We start from the raw sequence: 19,540 nt of genomic DNA on the forward strand, positions 1-19,540 counted from the left end.
GCGCGAGGCCTCGCCTTGCGCCCTGCCCCGCTCATTATCCGACCCCTTCACCAGGCGGAGGTTAATCACTCGACATTGTTTTGTTTGCTGGAGCTTGACCCTATGCGTTTGCACCTCGATTTTCGCGCCCCCGCCGCACGCCTGACCCTGGCCGCGTTGCTGTTGCTCAATCTGCCCTTCACCGCTCAGGCCGCTGAGCTTGCGCCTTTGCTGGTGGCCAATCAGAAGTCCGCGCTCAAAGTGCTGCTGGACGTGTCCGGCGAGCTGAAGGACGTACCGTACGAGATCAAATTTTCCGAATTCCCTTCCGCCTCGCCCTTGGGTGAGGCGCTGAACGCCGGCGCCGTCGACATTGGCGCGCTGGGCGATGCGCCCTACGTGTTTGCCCTCGGGGCCGGTGCGCCGTTGAAAGTGGCGAGCATCACCCACGTCAAAGGCCGTTACACCACGGCGCTGATCGTGCGCAACGACTCGCCGGTCAAGACCGTGGCCGACCTCAAGGGCAAGCGCATCGTCACCGGGCGCGGTTCCATTGGACACTACCTGGCCATTCGTGCGCTGAACGAAGCAGGTTTGAAAACCAGCGACGTGAAATTCATCGACCTGCTGCCCAGCGAATCCCGTCTCGTGCTCGATAACGGCGACGCCGATGCCTGGGCCACCTGGGCGCCCTACACCACAGTCGCCATCCAACATGACGCGCGCATCCTGCCCACCGGCGGCGAATTGCTGACCAATCATTCCTACCTCGCCGCGACCAGCACAGCCATCGCCGACAAGCGTGCACAGCTTGACGACTTTGTGGCACGGGTCGACCGCGCCTATCGCTGGACCAACGCGCACCCGGCCGAATACGCTGCTGCTCAGGCGAAGGTCACCGGGCTGCCGGTGGAAGTGCATCTGGCGACCGCCAAAGACACACGCATGGAGCCTGTGGACATTGATGACAGCGTGATCAAAGGCCTCCAGGAAACAGCCGATATTTACCAGCGCGAAGGCATTCTCAACCGCCATGTCGATGTCTCCCAAGGCTATGACAAGAGCTTCAATGCGGTGCGCACCGCCGCCGCTGCATCTGCGACCCCTTCCGAAGCGCAAGCCACGCGCTAATCCCGGGTCGCCAGACGCTTGAGGTGCCGGACCACCACATTGCCTTCGGGCGCCACGGTGGTCCCGAAGATAGCGCGGCGTCCCCCCTTGAGTTGCACATCCAGGGCGTATTCCAGATGACCCGGCCGGGTCTGCGGCAACAGCTCGATGTTCACCGCTGCCAGCCGCGGTTCGTACTTGAGGAGCGTGTCGACCATGATCTGCATCAGGCCGTGGGCGGTCGCGGGCAAGCCTTGCAAAACCACGCCCATGTCCGGCAGGCCGTAGTCGGGCAAATGACTGAGCGTCCCGGCACGGCTGTTGAGAATGCGCTGCAGATTGTCCAGCACCGACAAGGTGTGCTGGTCGGCTTCGTCGACCCGATGAAGGTCCAGTTCGCCAGTAAAGTTCTGCAGGAGCATTTCGTAGAGCGAAGGATTGAGTTCAGCCATGGTCAGTCCTTCGCCAGCGGACGAAGGGCCAGACGGTTGTCCCCCAATTCAATGACCCGCGGCCGATCCGGATCCAGTTCGTCACGCGTCAGCATCAGCCGCCAGCTTTGACTGCTCAGGTCTGGGTCACGGAACAGCGCCACGACTGCGACAAACCGGGCGTCCTTGCTAAGCGGTACATCCAGCTGCCCCCCTTCGTCGGGCTTGACCACCACCGAGTGTTCATCGAGCAAATCGGCGCCCAGCACGTGATGCCCCTCATCCACCACGTGGTCGTAGGTTGCCTTCTGCACCGATTGACTGTCGCGTAGTTGATAGATCCGCACCAGGGTCGGCACTGACAACGCGCTCATGTCCGTCGCCTCGGTGTTCATTGCCGTCCGGGCACTGAGGTCCAGGTGCAGGGTTTTCACCTGCTTGTAGAAAATGGCTTCGGTCGTGGACGTGGTGGTGTCCTTCACGCTCTGCACCAGCCCACACCCGCCAAGCACTGCGGTCAGTGCGAGGGGGATCCATGCATTACAAACGGTACGCGACATGCTGTATTTCCCTGTTCCGTGGGTTGCTGCGCAGGCCTTCGTATCGGCCCAGATTGACGGTGACGGTGTCGTGGCTTGAGATCGGCCAGGCGTCGTTGCCCAGACCCAGCACGCCGGTCATGCCCAGCCGGACGGGCGAGCGTCCGAGCGCGGGCAACGGCAGGCTGCGCAAAGGCAGTGAGAGTTGCAGTTTGGCGGTGCAGCGCCAGCCCAGGTAAACCCGCAGCAGGACCAGCAAGTCCTTGTGCAACTGACCGCCCGGCAACCAACCCTGCGCTTCGTCGGGATGTTCGGTGAACAGCGCCAGGTGCAACTGGCTGCTGGCGTCATGCCCGACACTGCCCAGCGGCATGCACTGGGACAAGCTCACCGAACGTTGAGCGGACAGGCTTGCCGGGTGCCGCAGGGGAATCTGCCGCGGCCAATGCGCGGTGACTGTTGCCTGTGTTGCGGGCGCCAGCAGCTTGACCAGAGCGACGACACCTTCAGCGTTGCGGGTGGGCAGGCGCATCACGCCCAGCAACGCGAGGAAGCGCGACATCGGCGTGGCGATCTGCCGGGCACTGCCTGGAATGCCCAGGCCAACCAGCCCCAGCAGGCATTGCGAGGTTGCATCAGTACCGCCCGGTTCAAAGGACGCGGGGTACGAATACTTGCGCCAGATTCGGTAGAACTGGGTGAATATCCGGTGATTGAAAATGTCGAGGAAGGCTTCCAGCGCCTCATGCCCCTCCCGGCGCTGGGCAATGTCGTCCAGAAAAGCGGTCGGCAGGGGCGAATCCACCCCGTACAGCCCCAACAGCCGGGTGCGGACCGTGGCCGGGCGTCGGGGGTCATCGTCCGACAGCTCGATGGCCTTCAGTTCCCCCGCCGGGAATCCCATGCCAGGGTCCGGCCGAAACCGCACCGGATCGTCCGACACATGTTCGGTACTGCCCAGCGGCGGATGGTTCGGCAGCGATTGCTCCAGCAGCTGGCAAAAGCGATACAGATGGGCCTCGCCCACCCGCCCCTTGAGCGCGTCCAGCACGCCGCCGGCCCTCAGCCGGGAATTCGCTGATTGTGGTTCTCGTTCCATCGCAGGCACTTCCCGGTGGGTTGCAGGATCAGCGTGAGCTGGTTGAACAGGTGGATATCGGCGTACAGCCCGAAAAAGCGGTTGAGCATTTCACCGAACAGGCTGATGTCGCCCTCGCCCGCAAAACCGTTGGCGTCCAGGGTGATTTCGATGTCCACGCCGCGCAGCAGAAAGCCTCTTTCAAAGCGCTGAATCAGGTGATGACTGACCTCGACGATCGCCGCCAGTCGGCGTCGGTTCAGCTCGCTGCCGGTCCAGTCGTACAGCGCCAGCGTCCCGCGAAGGACCTCGGCGCTGTCGAGCATCGGCAGGAAGTTGGACCCCAGATGACTGAGCAGGCGCCAGTGAAAGCGATCGCGATTGGGCGGGTAGCACGGCAGGGTCGGCGCACACAGATTGCGCACACGAAGACCTGGCTGGGGGGACTGCACGAGGGTGTCGAGTACCGTGCTCTGCAGGGCCTTGCGCGGCAATTGTCCGTTGGTGCCGGTCATGCGGAGCGACAGGCTTTCATGGGTGCGCAGCTGATCTTCCTCGAAGCCTTCGCCGCCCAGGATCAACCAGGTTTCATGCAGCCCGTTGGCGCCACGCTTGAGCCGGGTGTGGAAGTACCGCTCCGGCGCTTCGTCGCGCAGCATGCCGCCCTTGTGGCGAAAGCTGGTGAACGGCACAAAATCGTGTCGTTCGGCGTTTTTCGAGCCGGTCACCCGGTCCACCGAATAGATTTCGGTATGGCCGTCCTGCAGGCGCATCGGCCGCAGCAGGTAATCAGTTTGCAAGGGGTCGAGAATCAGCGGGTCCGCTTCCAGCTCGAACAGATTGATGACCGGAACGGCATGCAGGCGAATGTGCTCGGTGCTCAGCTCGAACGCGTGGGGCCACGGTTCGCTCAACACCGCCTCCAGTTCAAACCACGGCGTGCTCTCAGAGAGGCTCAGTTGGTCCAGCCCATGAAGCGTGACGAACATGAATTTCTCGCGAAAACTGAAGTACTCCAGCAGCAGTTGGTAACCGCTGAACGCGCTGTCGCCCTTGGGCCAGAGTTGATCCTCTTCACTGAAGCCCTTTGGCGCGAAATATCCGTCCAGCCGCTGGCGATCGCCCCCGCCCGGCAGACGCACGTACAACGCCTGGGTACTGAGCGTGAGGGCTTGATGCAGCGCATTGGCAATGGGTGCGTCGGCATTCAGGTACAGCGCAATGCGGCGCAGGTCGATCTGGCGCCAATCGGTCATGGCGCTGCAGGAAAAGCGCAGGCGCAGGACACTGCGACCATCAGGTTCGTGGGCCATTCGCACAACGTCCAGGGCCATCGGCCGCAGCGTCAGGTCCTGCGTGGTGGTGTAGCGGCAGCGGCTGCGTTGTGGGCCGATGGGCCGGGACAGCACTTCAAAGCCCTTGCCGATCAGTTGACAGCCCTTGGTCTGCGTCAGATCAGGCACTAATTCGACAATCGAAAGCGACGGGATCGTGCGCAGATAATGGGGCCAGAGCAGGCTCACCAGGCCCTCGGTCAGCTCCGGTAAATCATCGTCGAGCTTCTCGCGAAGCCGTCCCATCAAAAAGGCAAATCCCTCGAACAGTCGCTCGACGTAAGGGTCCTGGGACCCCGGCTTGTCCAGGTTCAGCTGTGCCGCACGGTCCGGGAATGCCTGGGCGAACTCTTTGCCAGCCTCCCGCAGGTAGCGCATTTCGGCATCAAAATAGCGCAGGGTCAGATTGTCCATGCTCAAGTTCCTTTTGAGAGAGGTTCAGCCACACAGCATGGCGGCGCGCACGGGATCGATGGCCACTGCTGCAGCCAGCAGCGCCTCCGAGCGACGGGTCAACGCGGGTCTGTCTGCATCGTTGCGTGACACCTTCACGCGCAGCAGTTTGAGCAAGCGCGCCTTCACGTCGAAATCAAGCGCCGGTTCCCACTTGGCCAGGCCGTGGCGCAGCGCCTCGGCGTCCAGTTCGCCCAGCAGGTGCCACGCCAGGTCGGTGTGACCGCATTGCTCGGCGACCCGGGCCATCAGCAGACGCAGCAACCACCGCTGACGCCCGGTGTGCACGCCGGGGCGTGTGTTCAGCCAGGCCAGCGCCGGCTCGATACCCTCGCGTTCGGCCAAGGCCATCGCCTCCTCCTCGTGCAAGAGAATCTCGGCATCAGCCGTCGGCATGGCGACAGCGGGTGACCACGGCTGGGGGCGGGGGCTATTGAGATCCTGAGCGATCCACTCCCGCGTGGCTTCGTCGGCGAAGGGCGTGCCGTCGCTCCAGCACAGCTCTTCCACGCCCGGCAGGCGCTGCAGAAACAGGCCCAGATCGCGTTTGACGACGGCGGCCCAACCGTCTTGCGGCGCAGGTTGCTTGCTCAGCGCCTGATACAGGTACCACTGCAGGTCCAGCCAGAAATGATTGACCCCCTCGGCGAACATGCGCTCGATCTGATCCAGCAGTTCGCTCCAGCTCTGTTGCCGGTACAGCCGCTTGAGTTGGGCACGGTAGTCGCCACGGGGCGGCGCCAACCGCGTATTGCCGCAGGCTTGCTGGGGCGGCGTCTGATGCACGGTGTCCCAGCGCAGACTTTTCATCAGCCTGTGCGCCGCCAGCCACCCGTGCGGTTGCTCGCGCAGATAAATGGCGAGTGTTCGGCCGCTGTCCAACAGGTCCCGGGCAGACTTAATGGCCGCCATTGATGGCAACGCTGTCTGGCCATTGGACTCATGATGCGCACTGGCGTGTGCAGCCGAAGCATCCGCGGCGCCGGCGTGCGGCAGTCGATTGTTCAACGCGGCATACAGAGCGCCCAATGCCGGGCGCTGTTCCTCGGGCCAGTTTTCCAGTCCACTCTCAAGCCAGGCCAACGCTGCGGCAGTGCGCTCGGCCGACTCCCGAACCACTTCGGGATACAGGGAAAGGCTGTCGAGCACCTTGCTGCCCGCCAACCACTCCAGCGCCATCTTGCGACTGTTGGGCCGCTGGGGCAGCACGTCGGTGGCGTAACGTTCGATCATGGCCGCCAGCAGCATCAGACCGTCAGCCAGTCCCGCCTCCCCGTCTTTTTGCAGCCGCGCCCACAGGTAGTAGGTGGCCACCCGCAGGTCTTTGCAGGTGTGTTTCAAAAGCTTTTCCGCCATCTGAATGACGTGGTCGGCGTCGGCCCCGGACAGCTTGTTGACCTCCTCGCGCATGCGCTGGAAGTCGTCGTCATAGCCAGGGTCCTGCCCGACAGCCGAGTCCGCATTGACCGGCAGCAGCCAGGCTTCCCAGCCAGCAGCGTGCTCTCGGGCGAGGCTTAACGGGTCGCGTTCACTCAGGCAGGCGGTGATTAATGTCTGCAGGCTCATTCGTAGGCCTCATTCTGCACAAGCGGCTGTGCGTTGGCGGCATCACTCAGAAAAATCTGCCGGGGCAGTTTGAACTGCCGCAGCGTCAGCAATGCCATCGGCCCTGCGCCCAGTTCGGTGCGCAGGTGCCAGGTCAGGTTCAGCCCATCGGGGGCGGGGAGGACGATGCGGTAGCGACTGTCGCCGTCGTCCAGCGCCGTCATCTGCGCGCTCTCCAGCAGACGGATCAGCGCCCAGGTGCCTTGGTATTCGCCGAACAGACGCTCGCCTGTGTTGACGCTGGTCCAGGTCAGACTGGCGCCAGGGTGGTCGCTGGTCCCCGGCCAACGGAAGCGCTGCCAGCGTTCTTTCTGGTTGAAGTAGTGATGCTGCTCACCGTTCAAGGTGAAGCGGGTCTGCACCACGTCGCGAACCGCTTTGCCCTGCAGCTCAAAGTTCAGGCCCATGCCGCCGTCGGTGTACAGCACATCGGCCAGATCAGTGAGCCGGTTGATCGCTGCGAGAAAGTGCGGATTGATACGCAAGCCCTGGCTATTACGGGTATCGGCCACCCAACGGCTGCCGTCCTTGCGCAGCACCCCCTGCAGTTCACGCTGGAGAAATTGCTCGATGCGCCCGGAGTCGGCGCGGATCATTTGTCCCAGCATGGGCAACGAGGCATCGCTACCGGTGGCGGCAAACGGATAGCGGCCGTTGAACGCCGCGTCCCAGTCGCTCACGATTGCCCGCTGCCAGCGGCTGTTAAGCCCTGCGGCAGAGGGTTGCAGCACGTGCTGCCAGGCGTGTTCAAGTGGCTCGACGAACAGCGTGCGGCCGATCCCCGACCACTCGTCTCCGAGGCTGGCGGCCACCAGGCTGCCGTAGGACTGCGTGTCGGTCAGGTCGACGCTTTTGCCCTGAAACACGGTTTGTGCGAGGGCTTGGGTCATGTCCTGCGGATCGGCCGAGTGCGTGATCTGCTGCAGTTTCAGTCGCACCCGAGTCACGCGGGTCAGGAAGGTTTTCAGGCTTAAATGATCATCGTCGCTTTGACCCTCGGCACCCTTGTCGACAAGCGCCAGGAGCGGGCCGAAGGTGGCGTCGAGCGGGCTGTTTTCCGGTTGTTTGACTGGACCTATTTCAGGAATCTTCTGCTTGCCGATCAGTTGCTGCGCCGAAGTGAGTAGCGCACTGCCGACGGCCTCTTGGTTGCTCGCCGTCCCCTGATAGGCCAGCGTGTTCATAAGGGCGATCAAGGGGGATTGGCGCGCATCGCTCATCAGCGTCAACTGATCGATGACGTCGGCCAGGCTGTCAGTCTTCTGCCAGCGCAGTGTGTTGAGAAAGCTCAGCCACGCACTGCTGTAATCCTGAAAATAACGCTCGGTCAGCCGCTGCTTGAGCCTGTCCGGCGTGAGGTCGGCAGCGATGTCCACCGGCTGGTCGCTGAGGACCCAGTCGATGACTTCCCGCCGCGTCCGGGCGAGGTCATCAATGGCTGGACGCACCTGGCCTTCCCACGCCTCTCGGGTGAAAACGCCGGGCACGCTCGCGGTGCTGGAGAACAGTATCGAGACGTCTGTGTCGGCCACCATGTCTGCCAGTCCCAGCGGGGGATACTGCTCGGCGGCGGCGTCGAGGATTCTCCGATACTGACTGGCCTCGGCGTTACGCCGGCTCAGTTGGCCAAGCAGGATCTGCCGAACCTGAGTCACCAATACCGCGTCTGGCTCGATCCGCCAGTCCGGGTGGGCCGCCAACTGCTCGCTGTAAAACTGCCACAACCCAGGCGACACGCCTTGCCATACGCCCGGCGTCAGACCTTCACGCGCGGGTTCGGCGCTGCCCAGGGCTTTGGCCAGAAAGGCTGCGTCAGTTTTCTCCGGACGGGCCATCATCAGGTAAGCCTTGAGTTGCTCGTAGGCGGCGGGGGCCTGGGTCAGACGTTCTGGACTGTCAGGCGGCAGCTTCACCAGGGCGATAAGCTTCCGTTCCAGGTTTGCCGCCGCCGGATCACGCATCAGCCGGTTGTTGGCCTCGATGTACTGCGGCCACAACGCGCTCACCAAAGCCTGGTTCTGGTTCAGGCCAAAGCGTTGATACCAGGGCGCGCCGTGTTGTACGCGATAGTCCAGACGCGCCAGTTCACGTACCCACTCATTCAACGCCAGCAACTGTGCGTCGCCGTCAGCGGGTTGCTGCAACGTGGCAAGTGAGGTGTGCAGCTGCTCGATGTGCGCGCGATTGCTCACGAACGACATCAGCAACCCCGCCCCCCACATCGCCGCCAGGCACAGCATCAACACATAGCCGACGCGCGGCGCGGTCCAGCCCAGGCGCCGGCCTTTGAGCGCATTGTCGTTGAGCACGCCTTGCCAGCTCGGTTCGGCAGGCCAGTGGTGCTGTGCGGTCGCGTTGCCCGGAGGCAGCGGCAAGCTGAACCACAACCCTCGCAGCGGTACGCCACGGGCAAACGTGCGGATGAAAGGCTCAAGCGCCCGACGCCAATGAGCGATGCCTTCGGCGCCGAGGTCGCGGGATAACCGAAGCAGAAAGTCGTGATCCGCATCACCCTGCATCTGCGCGATGCCCTGCTCGCGCAACGGTTGTTGCAGCGACGTCAAAGAGGCTTCCAACTGCGCCGGCGTAAAGCGTGGCGGCAACAGACAACCGACCGGTTCGGTCGCGCGTTGGGGTTGCGGCCACGCACCGTCGCAGACCTGCCATAAGTGAAGCGGCAGTTGCCAGTGCAGCTCGCGGGCCAGCGCCTGGACGTGGCGCACACCCGCCGCCATGAACGTCGCGTTAGCGCTCTGGGTGTTATCGACCGCCCAGACGACGCCGTCCAGCGCACGCCCGCGACGCAAGCGGCGCCACTGCTCGAAGCGCTCGGTCAGCGAGGTCTGGGCACTGCCGCCCCAGAGCAAGACTGCGTGTTGCGTTTCCAGCCAGTGGTGCTCGGCGAGGCTGGGGGCGATGGCTTCGATTTGGGCGGGTTCACCGATGATGAGGAGGATTCGGGTTTTGTGGCGCCAGAGGGGGCCGTGGGTTTGGCGGAGGTGCAAGCGCAGCGCCGAAATGTCCACCGCTCCATTTCCAGGGGGCACTGGGGACTTGTTTACCTCGGGGTAAACACTGTCAGCTCGGCCTTGCTCGCGGTGTCGAAGACGATTGATGTGACCCGACACGCGTGGTGCCAGACAACCAATGACAGAAATAAAAATAATAAAGAGAAAAGCGAACAGCTTATGATGCCCCTCGACCAATCCCAGCGTCTCACCGTATGTCGCGATCGCCCACCCCAGCGCTGTCATCAGCGCGGCGGATATCGCCGCTATGCCGGCCACACGCCAGGGATTACTCGAAGACTTCATGCCCACTCTCCTGTGGTGATTGTGCTAATCCAATGCGATTGATCCTTGGCGAGTACCAACAGGGGGTGTTGCTGATGCCGCACCATTTCCAGCGCCAGCGCAGTCAACAACCAATGCCCCAAAGGCCCTGGCTGGCCGCAGAGTGACTCGTAAATCCATTGCTGTTTTGCCTCGAGTGCTGAACCCTGAAGGCGGCCTTGCGCAATGACTTTGCCAGGGGTGCCCTCCCACTCAACGCTGTCAGCCAGCAACCCCATCGCTTTTATAGCGCTGGTCTGAGTACCAAAGAATTGCGCTAACTCTTTTTCCAGATCCACGATGTCTAGTGGCATAGGTCTGGACAAGCCGCCCACTATCGGCAGGGCGCCGACATTTGCCAGACTGTCAGGTGACATCAGCAATGCCGCCACCCCCTCTGAATACGCCCCGCCCCCCCGCACTTGCAGGACCACGATCAATTCGAAGGCAGCGCTGGCCGACTTCAACGTCTGGTCGATCCACCCCAAAGACAACTCAGCCATGACGTTGACCGCAGTGGGGGCGGTTCGCCGCAAAGCATCCGTCCAGGATTGTTCCCATATCGCGCGCAACGCGTCGTAATGATCAGCGCTGACATCGGTCAGCAGCGTGACGTGCAATTCTCTTTCCACAGGTATGGCTTTAAGTACGGGGCCCAATGTCTGCGACACCTGCTCCAATGCTGCCCCTACACTGCATTCTTGCGTTGGCAAACCCGCAATGCGCCGAGCCTCTCCTTTGCGGGAAGGAAAATCGCCAGAGTCCTCGATCAGCGCCTTCCCGGTAACCTGATCAGGCAACAGCACACAGCTGGCATGTACGGCGAGGTAGCGATTCGCCCAGGATTGCCACGCATCCTGGGCAGTCTGCGCTTCGTCATCGAGGAACCGATGCTCGTCCAAAGCCCCTCCGTAAAAATAGGCGCGAACACCCAATGCCAATACCCATATCAGCAAAGGCATCCCGCACACTGTCCAGACGTTTATTCCTTCCAGCAGTGGCATTCGCCGTGAGGCATGCATGAAAAAGAGCAATGTGCTGACGACTCCAGCCAAGCCGGCCGTCATTACCCACCGTCCCACGCGCGGCGATGCGGGTGCGGGCACTACCGTGGCGGGTTGACGATTCCAGCCCATGCTTCAACCCACCACATAATCGGAAACGCTGGAAATCAACTCGGCGCCGCAGGCACTTTGGCAGCCATTGACCGCTACCTCTTTTCCATTGTCGATATGTTCGCCGCAACCCTCAACAATCGGGTTTACCCCGTGTCCCGGAATGGGACAACTGACCAGATCATCGACCAAGGCGGCTTTCTTGCCGTTTATAATTGTCATCGAATTTGCGGTAATTACTTGACCGCCATGGCTGGTTTTATCGCCTAGTAAAACAAATCCTTGGGACATAAAATTAACTCCATTATTCGCGTAGTGTGCGTGGCCGGTGCGCATAATTTACTTTCTGAAACCGAAGCGAAATGCAGTCAAGTGCATTTGCCATGACCTGGCGTCGGACCTAGCTGTACTTTGCTTGAAGGGATGCTCCTTGCTGAGGTTTTTGAGACGGATTGAGGAAACTCTATCTTCACATCATCAGGAAAGCGTGTAGAAACTGTGCTGGTGAACCCATCTTTATTCGTTACTCCACGATAGGTTTCACCTTCCTGCGTCGTGATGAGATAGCGGACAAAGGCCATACCTGTGTTAGCGCCTTCTTCTTTGACTGTGCGAAAAGTCATACATTGTTGAGGTGGCACCGAACATCCAGCGAGTGTGCTGAAGATAATGACAATAGCTACTCTAAAGCTGTAGCTCATATGCTTAGCCACCTTGATAAATTAGATAGAAGTGAATTCGGATGTCATTGTTTGCTCTCCGCTTTCAGGCGAATGGCTTGCAGCCTCGAAAAGTTAGGGTGCGAGCGGCCGTCGGCGTATACGCTGCCATCGGGATAAGTAAAAGATCGGTAGTTTCCCTTTTTTTTCACCTTAGGCCCGACCGAGCGCAGCATAAAATTCGAATGTAAAACTGGCTCAAAATAAACACTACGCGCCTGCGGCGCTTTGTATATAAGGTATGTATCGCCCTCACCGGCCAAGCTAATAAATTTATTATAACCATCCAAGAAAGATTCACTAAACCAAGGATAATAATCCTTTTTGAGTATCAAATCTCCCTCGACTGCTATATTAGCCCCACCACGCGGCGCGTTATTTTGGTCGAGCATCACCACTACGCCCCCCCCTCCGCCGAAAATAACACCCCCGCCATACTGAGTAGGATCACGATATCTCACTCCAAACGTTAAGTTACTCAAACCCCACCGGCATGCTCCACCACCAATAACTGGCAGTTTTGCCTGATAAAGGTCGCTCTGACCCTGACGTTCCGGCTGGATATCAACATTATGGAATCCATCCAACTCAAACCGCTGTCCACTGGCTCCGTAAGAAGTGCGCCTGCAAACTGGTGACCGATACATTACGTTCATCGTTTCCGCCACCAGTTCACTCGGCACTTTTATCGTTACTGTGACGTATTCATTGTCTTCGGGCGGAGCCAGGCTGTAATCTTTGGCGCAGCCGGCGAGGCTGAAAAGTGACGTTAGTGATACAGCGATAAACACTCGCTTCATTGCTTGCCCTCCGCTTTCAAGCGGATGGTTTGCAATCTCAGGAAATTCGGGTGCCAGCGGTTGTCTGTGTATACGCTGCCATCGGGGTATTGGAACGATCTATAATTTCCATCTTTTTTTACCTTCGGTCCCGTTGAGCGAAGCATAAAGTCAGAGTGTAAAACTGGTTCGAAATATACACTGCGAGCCTGCTTGGCCTTATACATCAAATAAATGCCGCGTTCGCCCGCGAGGCTGATGAACTTTCGGTGGCCATTCAAAAAAGACTCACTCAACCATGGATAGTAGTCCTTCTTTATCGTCAAATCCCCGTCAACTTCTATATCCGCGCCCCCTCGAGGTGAATCATGATTGTCGAATATCACCACGATACCTCCACCTCCACCGGAGACTACAATCTCGCCATAACGAGCGGGATCCTTATAAACGACCCCGAAAGTAACATTGCTCAAACGCCATCTACAGGCGCCGCCGCCGTCAACGGGTGGTTTAGCCTCATAAAGATCGCTTTGACCGCGATGCAGCGGCTGCATGTCGATTTTCTTATAACCATCCAACTCAACCTTCTGGCCACGCGAATCATATGTAATAAATTTACAAATCGACGATCGATACAGCATCTTCATGTTTTCAGCGGTTAATTCATCAGGCACCTTTACGGTCACCGTGATGTATTCAGTATCTGGCGGAGGTGAGAAACTTCGGTCCTTGGCGCAACCGGCCAAGCTGAAAAGTGACGTTAGTGATACAGCGATAAACACTCGCTTCATTGCTTGCCCTCCGCTTTCAAGCGGATGGTTTGCAATCTCAGGAAATTCGGGTGCGACCGGCCGTCAGCGTACACGCTGCCGTCCGGATAGGTATAGGATCTATAGCTACCCTCTTTCTTCACTTTTGGTCCAGTAGAATAAAGCGCAAAATTTTTGTGAAAAATTGGCTCGAAATATACTTGCCGTGCTGTTCGCGCTTTGTACATTGCATAAATATACCCCTCCCCTGCCAAGCTAACTATTTTTGAATATCCATCCAAAAAATTCTCTTTAACCCAAGGGTAATAGTCTTTCGTTACAGTCAGATCCCCATCGACCTCAACGTCAGCACCGCCGCGGGGAGAATCGTGATCGTCGAATATCACCACAACGCCGCCGCCACCGCCACCGCCAGTAACTGCATTTATACCAAAGCGGGCAGGATTTCCATAAACAACACCAAAGGTAACATTGCTTAAACGCCACCCACAGGCTCCGCCGCCGTCGACTGGCAGTTTTGCCTCATAAAGATCGCTTTGACCTCGACGCAGCGGCTGCATGTCCATTTTCTTATAACCATCCAACTCAACCTTCTGGCCGCGCGAGTCATAGGTAATAAATTTACAAATCGACGATCGATACAGCATCTTCATGCTTTCAGCGGTTAATTCATCAGGCACCTTTACGGTCACCGTGATGTACTCGGTATCTGGCGGAGGTGAGAGACTTCGGTCTTTGGCGCAGCCGACCAGGCTCACAAGTCCCGCTATAAAAAAAATATAAACCTTGTATGTCATCGCGTTCTCCTCGACTTTAATTACCGAATCAACCGTACGACTTTGGGTAAACGGATTTCGGATCGGCGATGGCATCGAAACGCTCTAAAGCTTCAGTACCGCCTTCGCTTTGCCAGGTCACCTGCAATGTGTTGCTGACACGTGTTTGTAGATCGAGGAGTTGCCCATGGAACTCATATTCCTGTTTCGGAATCCGCTCAGAATATTTCGTCATTTGCTGCTTGAATTTTTCTCTGTCGTCTTGCAACTTCAGTAGCGGATCACGTATGGGATTTATTGATTCCAGTAACTGATGGAAGAGGTACGCGTAATACTCGACCATGAAGTGTCTGGTGAGCCCCATCACGTTGCCCTTTTTCAGGTTACGATTGGGAGGAAAGAAGGCCGCCCGGCTTTCCGCATTCAGGGATTTGGTAAAACCTTTTTGATCCTGTTCAGCCTTTTGGTCGGCTTCCACACTCAGGCTTGGCACGACAAACAGCTTGGCCTGTGCCGGCAACCGCGAGGTAATGGAGTTGTAGTAAGGGGCGCCTAGCCCGTCCTTGCTTCGATATGCGGCGTAGGAAGAGCCTCTGGCCTCCGTCGTGTGCTGCACGGTCTGCAGAAACGTAGCAATTTGGCCGTGATGGCAGTAGGGGTCGGCCTGCTTGAACACCGGACTGGTCGCCAGTTGCAACACCGACCAGGCGAATCCGAGGGTCGTGCCCACTGGGCCGTAAAGGTTGTAGAGATGGTTATCCAGCTCCGCTTCGGGCGGCACGCTGGGGATGGTGTCGATATCGTTGACGTGACGGAAGTGCTTTATCTCACTTAAGCTATTTACAGCCTTGAGGGTGAAAGTGCGCGGCATGCCATAGGTGTAGAGCAGCGGATTCTTGTCTTTGAGCGCCGCCGCCTGAATCAGCCCAAGACCTCCACCGAGGCTGTGGCCGCATATAAATAGCTCTTTCTCCTCAGCCTCTCCGGGAATCGTTTTGCCTAAATCTATGGCATAAGCTTTGCGGGCCAACACGTAGGAGTCCCGAAATCCCAAATGTACCTTCCCCTCCGAAGTCAGGTTCGCACAGGGCACACTGGGTTGACAGGCTGCCTTCACCCCAGTGCTCACCGGACGCAGCGTCAAGTCAGTGGCCAAATCCGTAAATGGGGCACCCATTTCTGTACCGCGCCATGCCACTAACACCTGCGCAGCATTGATGGCGTAAAACAATTGCGTATGTCCTTCCGGCGGCTCGGCCCGTCGGGTATCCAACGCCTTGGCCACTGTGTAGCGATCATCAAAGGGTACGTCGTGCACCAGACAAGGCTGCGAGGTGCCATCCCACACCTCCGGCGTGCGAGACAAGTCCAGGCACTGCTGTTCAAAAAAATGGGTGACCGAGCCGCGTGTTCCTTCGGCGTAATTGCTGTACGAAAGAACGCTCATCAACCCCAGGTTATAGGCATTGGCGAGGCTGTATTCGGGCTGGTGGTGCAGCACCAGCGACCAGGCCCGCAGCGGGCAGATTTCCAGTACGTGGCGACGATCCAACTGATCATCGCCCACGGTGAAGCCACCGAAATTGCGGTCCGGAAAGTGATACGGCGGTGGTTGCTTTGGATCAGCCAGTGGCGGATCGAATGTCGGCAATCGGTCGCACACTTGCCCGATCCGCAGGTAGTGGTAGCCATGGCCTGCCATGTTTGACTGCTCTTCGATGGGTGAGAAGCCCGAGCGCTGGGGGCCGTAAAGCGGCGTACGATCTCCGGTAAGGGGCCTGCGCGGTTCAGCGCGTTTTGCCCGCAAGCGCCGGGTTTGCAGAACCTCGGCCAAGGGATTGGCCGCGATCAGCAGCGTGACGGCCAACGGGTGCAGATCATCCAGGCGGATCACACCCTCGGCGTCGCTTTGACCAGTGAACTCCGGAACGTAAGCCACGCAAGTGGCCGCGTTGATGACCCTGTAAGGCATATTCGCCAACGGCTCGCCCTGCTCATCCACAAGCTGGAATTCGACCCACTGCATTATTTGCGGGCCACAATAAACATCCTTGTTTGGACATAGCGTGTCGGTACGGTGAAGTCTGTCGTTCATATCTGTCCTTAAATGTTCTTCGGCCAATCCCAGGGCAGTCGATGACCGTTGACTTGCTTTCTTAGCAATTCGAATGCAGCTTTATATCGGGATCCATATCCGCGAAAAATCTATGACCCCATCGTCAACCGGAAGCAGTAATTCTTTTCGCAAAAATAATCGAAAGCACTTTAATAATTTCAGACATAACGAGTAGACCAATGAGCAACACAGCCGAAGTAACACCGCTGATATTTATAAGCCAAGGGAGAAATGAGAGCGAAGGCACAACCAACAACAGTCTCAAGGGCGTCTGAAAGCAGATAAATATCCGGGCGCTCCTCTGTTTAAAAAACAGCAGGAAGGCCGAAACTATTACTGAAACATTCAGTACTGCCGACAGCAGGAAAAGTATAACCGAAACTGAGCCATGCTCCGGCGCCAGGGCAATAAAGGACTGTACGTCACTGTAAAAAGGTATTCTACCCTCCGCATAATTCACATAGGAAAATCGGCCGATATAAAATAGGTCGAGTGCGCCCCAGAATAGAAAGATCCACCTTGCTTTCACTTCTCGCCCCCCTTTTTTTCATAAACATCATCAGCCACAACTGGCTGCCAATACCACGCGCTTCCATTGATGGCCCAAGCGTCAGGCCCTTCCAAAAATGTCTGGGAGATACGTCTCTTATCCCCATACTTATGAACTGCCGAACTTTCAAAAGCGTGTACTTCGGCATCGCCAGGCAACCGTACCCACTCCTGAACTTTTTCCCGCCTGGTGTTCTTATAATCCTCACCATCAGACCCAAACAGCTTTCCCTCATTGCCCATTGATGTCAGACGATTAAATATGAGGACCGCGGTATTTTTCAGACCTAGATAGTCATCATCAATGGTTACCCAGTGGCCTGGGCCACGGTCCAGATTCTCTTGCGGGAACTCAACCTTCAAACCACCCGGCAGCAACGTATGAACACTCATCGTTTGCCCATCCTTGTCCGTCACCCCGTTGAAGACTTGGCCCTGCTGGGTCGTGACTTGATAACGAACGAACGGCTTGGGGGTTTGTGTTTCATCTTTCAACATGTAGGTGGCGGCATAACCCGAAGGCAGCAGGCTTGCTGGCGTGGTGAGGCTGGTTGCACTCATTTTTTGCACAACGGTGGACTTGTGGTAGATGTTGCCCGGGGCTCCCATCTCGATATCACCGCCTTTCAAGCGGATGTACGCCCCACCACAGCTGAGCAGCAATTCTTCCGGGGCGCTGATTTCCACACGCCCTTCCACGCTTTCAATCTTGATGTCGGTCTTCGCCAGCAGGTGCAGGCGGTTATTTGAGGCATGCAACTCGACTTGACCCTTCGCGGCCTTGAGTTGCAGATCGGCGTTTTGGGCGAGCACGCTAACGGCGTCCTCGGCAGTAGCAGTGATATTGCGACCGGCGCTGAAATCGGCGTTGTGCGCGGCCATGATGCCAACGCTTTCGGTGCTGGAGGCCACACAGATGGCTTCGGGGCTGACCACGCCGATACCCGCCGGGGCATGCAGCAGCACACCCGATTCCGCCAATCCGTTGAGTGCTTTGTTCAGGCGCTCCTGGCTCTCGGTGTCGCTGGGGGTTACCCCTGCACTTCTGGCGGAATTAGCGAGGGAATGAGCCAGGGATAAGGCATTTTCCAGTTGATTGATCGCCGCCTGCATATCCAGCTGCTGCCCCTGCGCCTTGGGCTGTTCATCGGCACTGATAAACACGCCCTTCCCACCGCGAATCGCGCCCCAGCCATCGGTGCGCAGTTCGAACCCTTCGCCGCGTTTCTGCTTGTGTGCATCCACCAGATGACCAAGGTTTAGCTGGCTTTTGCCGCTGTGTTCGGTGCTGAGCTTGATGTGTTCCTGGCCGCGCAGGTCTTCCATGCGCAGTTTGTTGTTGGCCGGGGTGCGCAGTACGTTGCGGGTGTAGTTGCGTTTGGCCAGGGTGATGTGATCCGGGTGCTGGCTGTCGTGCAAGGCGTGGGCGATGTAGGGACGGTCCGGGTCGCCTTGCTCGAAGGCGATGGCCACTTCGGTGCCGGGGATCAGCGGCAGGTGCAGGCCGTGGGTGTCGCCGGCGTAGGGCCGGGCCAGGCGCAGCCACAGGCTTTCTTCGCCGGCTTGCCAGCTGTCGCGATCAAACAGGAAGCTGACTTTGTAGCGGCCTTCCAGGTCGATGTGGCCGTAGGGGTCGTTGGTTTGCGGGCTGCTGACCCGGGCCGGGACGGTGCCGGCGATTTGCGGTTTGGCCAGCAGCGGCGGTCGGAAGCAGATGTGCTCTGCGTAGGGAATGGCTTCAAAGCTGACCTCGAAGCTGCGATCCCGGGCGGCGCGGGTGGTCAGTTGAACCAGCACTGCGCCGGGGGCGAAGGCCTGCGGCGCGCCGCCGGATATCTGCAGCACCTGGCCCAGCGCCAGTCCGGCGCTGCTGCTGATGCCGCTAAGCCGGGTCTGGTCGTTCAGGTAACGTTCGTGGCGCAGGCGGGCGTAGAAGAAACCGCTTTCGCTCTGCAGGTCCTCGTCCTGATCCAGGCGTCCGCCGAGCACGGTGTAAGGTTCGGCGTAGTGGTACGCCTCGCCGTACAGGCTCTCGCCACCACGGGTCTGATCAACTTCACCGTTCAGGTCCGCCAGGGCATCACGGTGATGGTAGGCGCGAAAACTGACCTGCTGCTCCACCACCTGATGCCGGGTTTCCAGCTGCCACACACCGTCCTGCCCGCTGCCGCCCAGTCCCGATTGTGAGCGGTACGGCAGTTGTACGCCGAACTGATAGTGGCGCTGGTCATCGTGGAACTCCACGACATCGATGGCGAGGCGTTCATCGCGGGTGAAGCGGAACCAGATGCCGACGTCGGCCAGCAAACGGCTGATAAACGCCAGGTCGCTTTCGCCGTACTGCATCACCTGTTCGCGCTTGGGGTACTCGCGCACCAGATTGAACAGGAAGTCCTGACCCTCAAAACCGTGCCGGCTGCGCAGGACGCTTTCAACGATTTCCGGCACGGACTGGTGCTGGTAAATCCGGTACTGCCGACCGCGCTCGAGCAGGGCCAGGCGTGGTCGCAAGGTGATTTGGTAGCGGGCTTCGTCGTTGGAGCCGGACAGGCGTTTGAAGCCGGTGATGACGCCGTGCAGCGTGCGCAATGGCTGCAGTGTCGGCGCGCTGTCCCACGGCATGGCAATGGGCAAGTCGTGGGCCGCCGCGTGCAGGCTGAAATCCGCCCGTTGTCCGAGCAACTGCCCGGCACCGATGTCGTGGTCGCTGGAGGTGAATTCCACGCAGAAGCTGAAGGGCTGACTCAGGCGTTCCTCGCCTTGGAAGGCCAGCACATCCAGAGCCACTTCGGCGCCGCGCACGTTAAGGGTGTGCCGGCTGTGGTCGAAGAAAGTACGCAGTGGGTTGAGCATGC

At 58.9% G+C, this 19,540-nt stretch carries 16 protein-coding genes; 1 reads left to right on the top strand and 15 read right to left on the bottom strand.

The annotated features are described in order from the left end of the window. Positions 1–102 precede the first annotated feature (102 nt). Positions 103–1,110, top strand: a complete 1,008-nt coding sequence (locus ABQX22_RS08025; protein WP_349798260.1) for an ABC transporter substrate-binding protein — start codon at positions 103–105, stop codon at positions 1,108–1,110. On the opposite strand, the gene tssE is transcribed toward ABQX22_RS08025, so the two are convergent. From tssE to ABQX22_RS08100, 15 genes are all read right to left on the bottom strand, one after another. After that, positions 1,107–1,541, bottom strand: a complete 435-nt coding sequence (gene tssE, locus ABQX22_RS08030; protein WP_349798262.1) for a type VI secretion system baseplate subunit TssE — start codon at positions 1,539–1,541, stop codon at positions 1,107–1,109. The two genes, ABQX22_RS08025 and tssE, sit on opposite strands and share 4 nt — an antisense overlap. Positions 1,542–1,543: 2 nt before the next feature. Next, positions 1,544–2,080 (bottom strand): type VI secretion system lipoprotein TssJ, encoded by a 537-nt coding sequence (gene tssJ / locus ABQX22_RS08035; RefSeq protein WP_349798264.1) that lies wholly within the window; start codon positions 2,078–2,080, stop codon positions 1,544–1,546. Next, positions 2,061–3,158 carry a type VI secretion system baseplate subunit TssG gene (gene tssG, locus ABQX22_RS08040; protein ID WP_349798266.1) on the bottom strand — a complete coding sequence of 366 codons (1,098 nt, stop codon included), beginning with the start codon at positions 3,156–3,158 and terminating at the stop codon, positions 2,061–2,063. The genes tssJ and tssG overlap by 20 nt, the downstream gene beginning before the upstream one ends. After that, a complete protein-coding gene (tssF, locus tag ABQX22_RS08045; protein ID WP_349798268.1) occupies positions 3,122–4,885 on the bottom strand; it encodes a type VI secretion system baseplate subunit TssF in 1,764 nt (587 codons plus the stop codon). Before tssF ends, tssG begins: the two co-directional genes overlap by 37 nt. Before the next feature lie 24 nt (positions 4,886–4,909). Next, positions 4,910–6,490: a type VI secretion system protein TssA gene (gene tssA / locus ABQX22_RS08050; protein ID WP_349798269.1), complete on the bottom strand. Its 1,581-nt coding sequence runs from the start codon at positions 6,488–6,490 to the stop codon at positions 4,910–4,912. Continuing rightward, on the bottom strand, positions 6,487–9,534 hold the full coding sequence (locus ABQX22_RS08055) for an ImcF-related family protein (RefSeq protein ID WP_349798271.1): 3,048 nt from the start codon (positions 9,532–9,534) through the stop codon (positions 6,487–6,489). The genes tssA and ABQX22_RS08055 overlap by 4 nt, the downstream gene beginning before the upstream one ends. A 305-nt stretch (positions 9,535–9,839) precedes the next feature. After that, positions 9,840–10,928 carry a hypothetical protein gene (locus tag ABQX22_RS08060; RefSeq protein ID WP_349798273.1) on the bottom strand — a complete coding sequence of 363 codons (1,089 nt, stop codon included), beginning with the start codon at positions 10,926–10,928 and terminating at the stop codon, positions 9,840–9,842. 72 nt (positions 10,929–11,000) lie between these two features. Further along, positions 11,001–11,267: a PAAR domain-containing protein gene (locus ABQX22_RS08065; protein WP_349798275.1), complete on the bottom strand. Its 267-nt coding sequence runs from the start codon at positions 11,265–11,267 to the stop codon at positions 11,001–11,003. Between the two features lie 77 nt (positions 11,268–11,344). After that, entirely contained in the window at positions 11,345–11,677 is a 333-nt protein-coding gene (locus ABQX22_RS08070; protein WP_349798277.1) for a hypothetical protein, read from the bottom strand. 44 nt (positions 11,678–11,721) lie between these two features. Continuing rightward, a complete protein-coding gene (locus ABQX22_RS08075) occupies positions 11,722–12,495 on the bottom strand; it encodes a hypothetical protein (RefSeq protein WP_349798279.1) in 774 nt (257 codons plus the stop codon). After that, positions 12,492–13,265, bottom strand: a complete 774-nt coding sequence (locus ABQX22_RS08080) for a hypothetical protein (protein WP_349798281.1) — start codon at positions 13,263–13,265, stop codon at positions 12,492–12,494. The genes ABQX22_RS08075 and ABQX22_RS08080 overlap by 4 nt, the downstream gene beginning before the upstream one ends. After that, entirely contained in the window at positions 13,262–14,041 is a 780-nt protein-coding gene (locus tag ABQX22_RS08085; protein ID WP_349798283.1) for a hypothetical protein, read from the bottom strand. The genes ABQX22_RS08080 and ABQX22_RS08085 overlap by 4 nt, the downstream gene beginning before the upstream one ends. A 28-nt stretch (positions 14,042–14,069) precedes the next feature. Then, complete coding sequence (locus ABQX22_RS08090) at positions 14,070–16,115, bottom strand: lipase family protein (RefSeq protein ID WP_349798285.1); 2,046 nt, start codon at positions 16,113–16,115, stop codon at positions 14,070–14,072. Between the two features lie 124 nt (positions 16,116–16,239). Further along, complete coding sequence (locus ABQX22_RS08095) at positions 16,240–16,665, bottom strand: hypothetical protein (RefSeq protein ID WP_349798286.1); 426 nt, start codon at positions 16,663–16,665, stop codon at positions 16,240–16,242. Next, the gene (locus ABQX22_RS08100) at positions 16,662–19,538 is read right to left on the bottom strand and encodes a type VI secretion system Vgr family protein (protein ID WP_349798288.1); all 2,877 of its coding nucleotides are present in this window, start codon (positions 19,536–19,538) and stop codon (positions 16,662–16,664) included. Before ABQX22_RS08100 ends, ABQX22_RS08095 begins: the two co-directional genes overlap by 4 nt. Between the last annotated feature and the right edge of the window lie 2 nt (positions 19,539–19,540).

The sequence above is a fragment of the Xanthomonas sp. WHRI 1810A genome (assembly GCF_040202885.1).
Lineage (GTDB): Bacteria > Pseudomonadota > Gammaproteobacteria > Pseudomonadales > Pseudomonadaceae > Aquipseudomonas.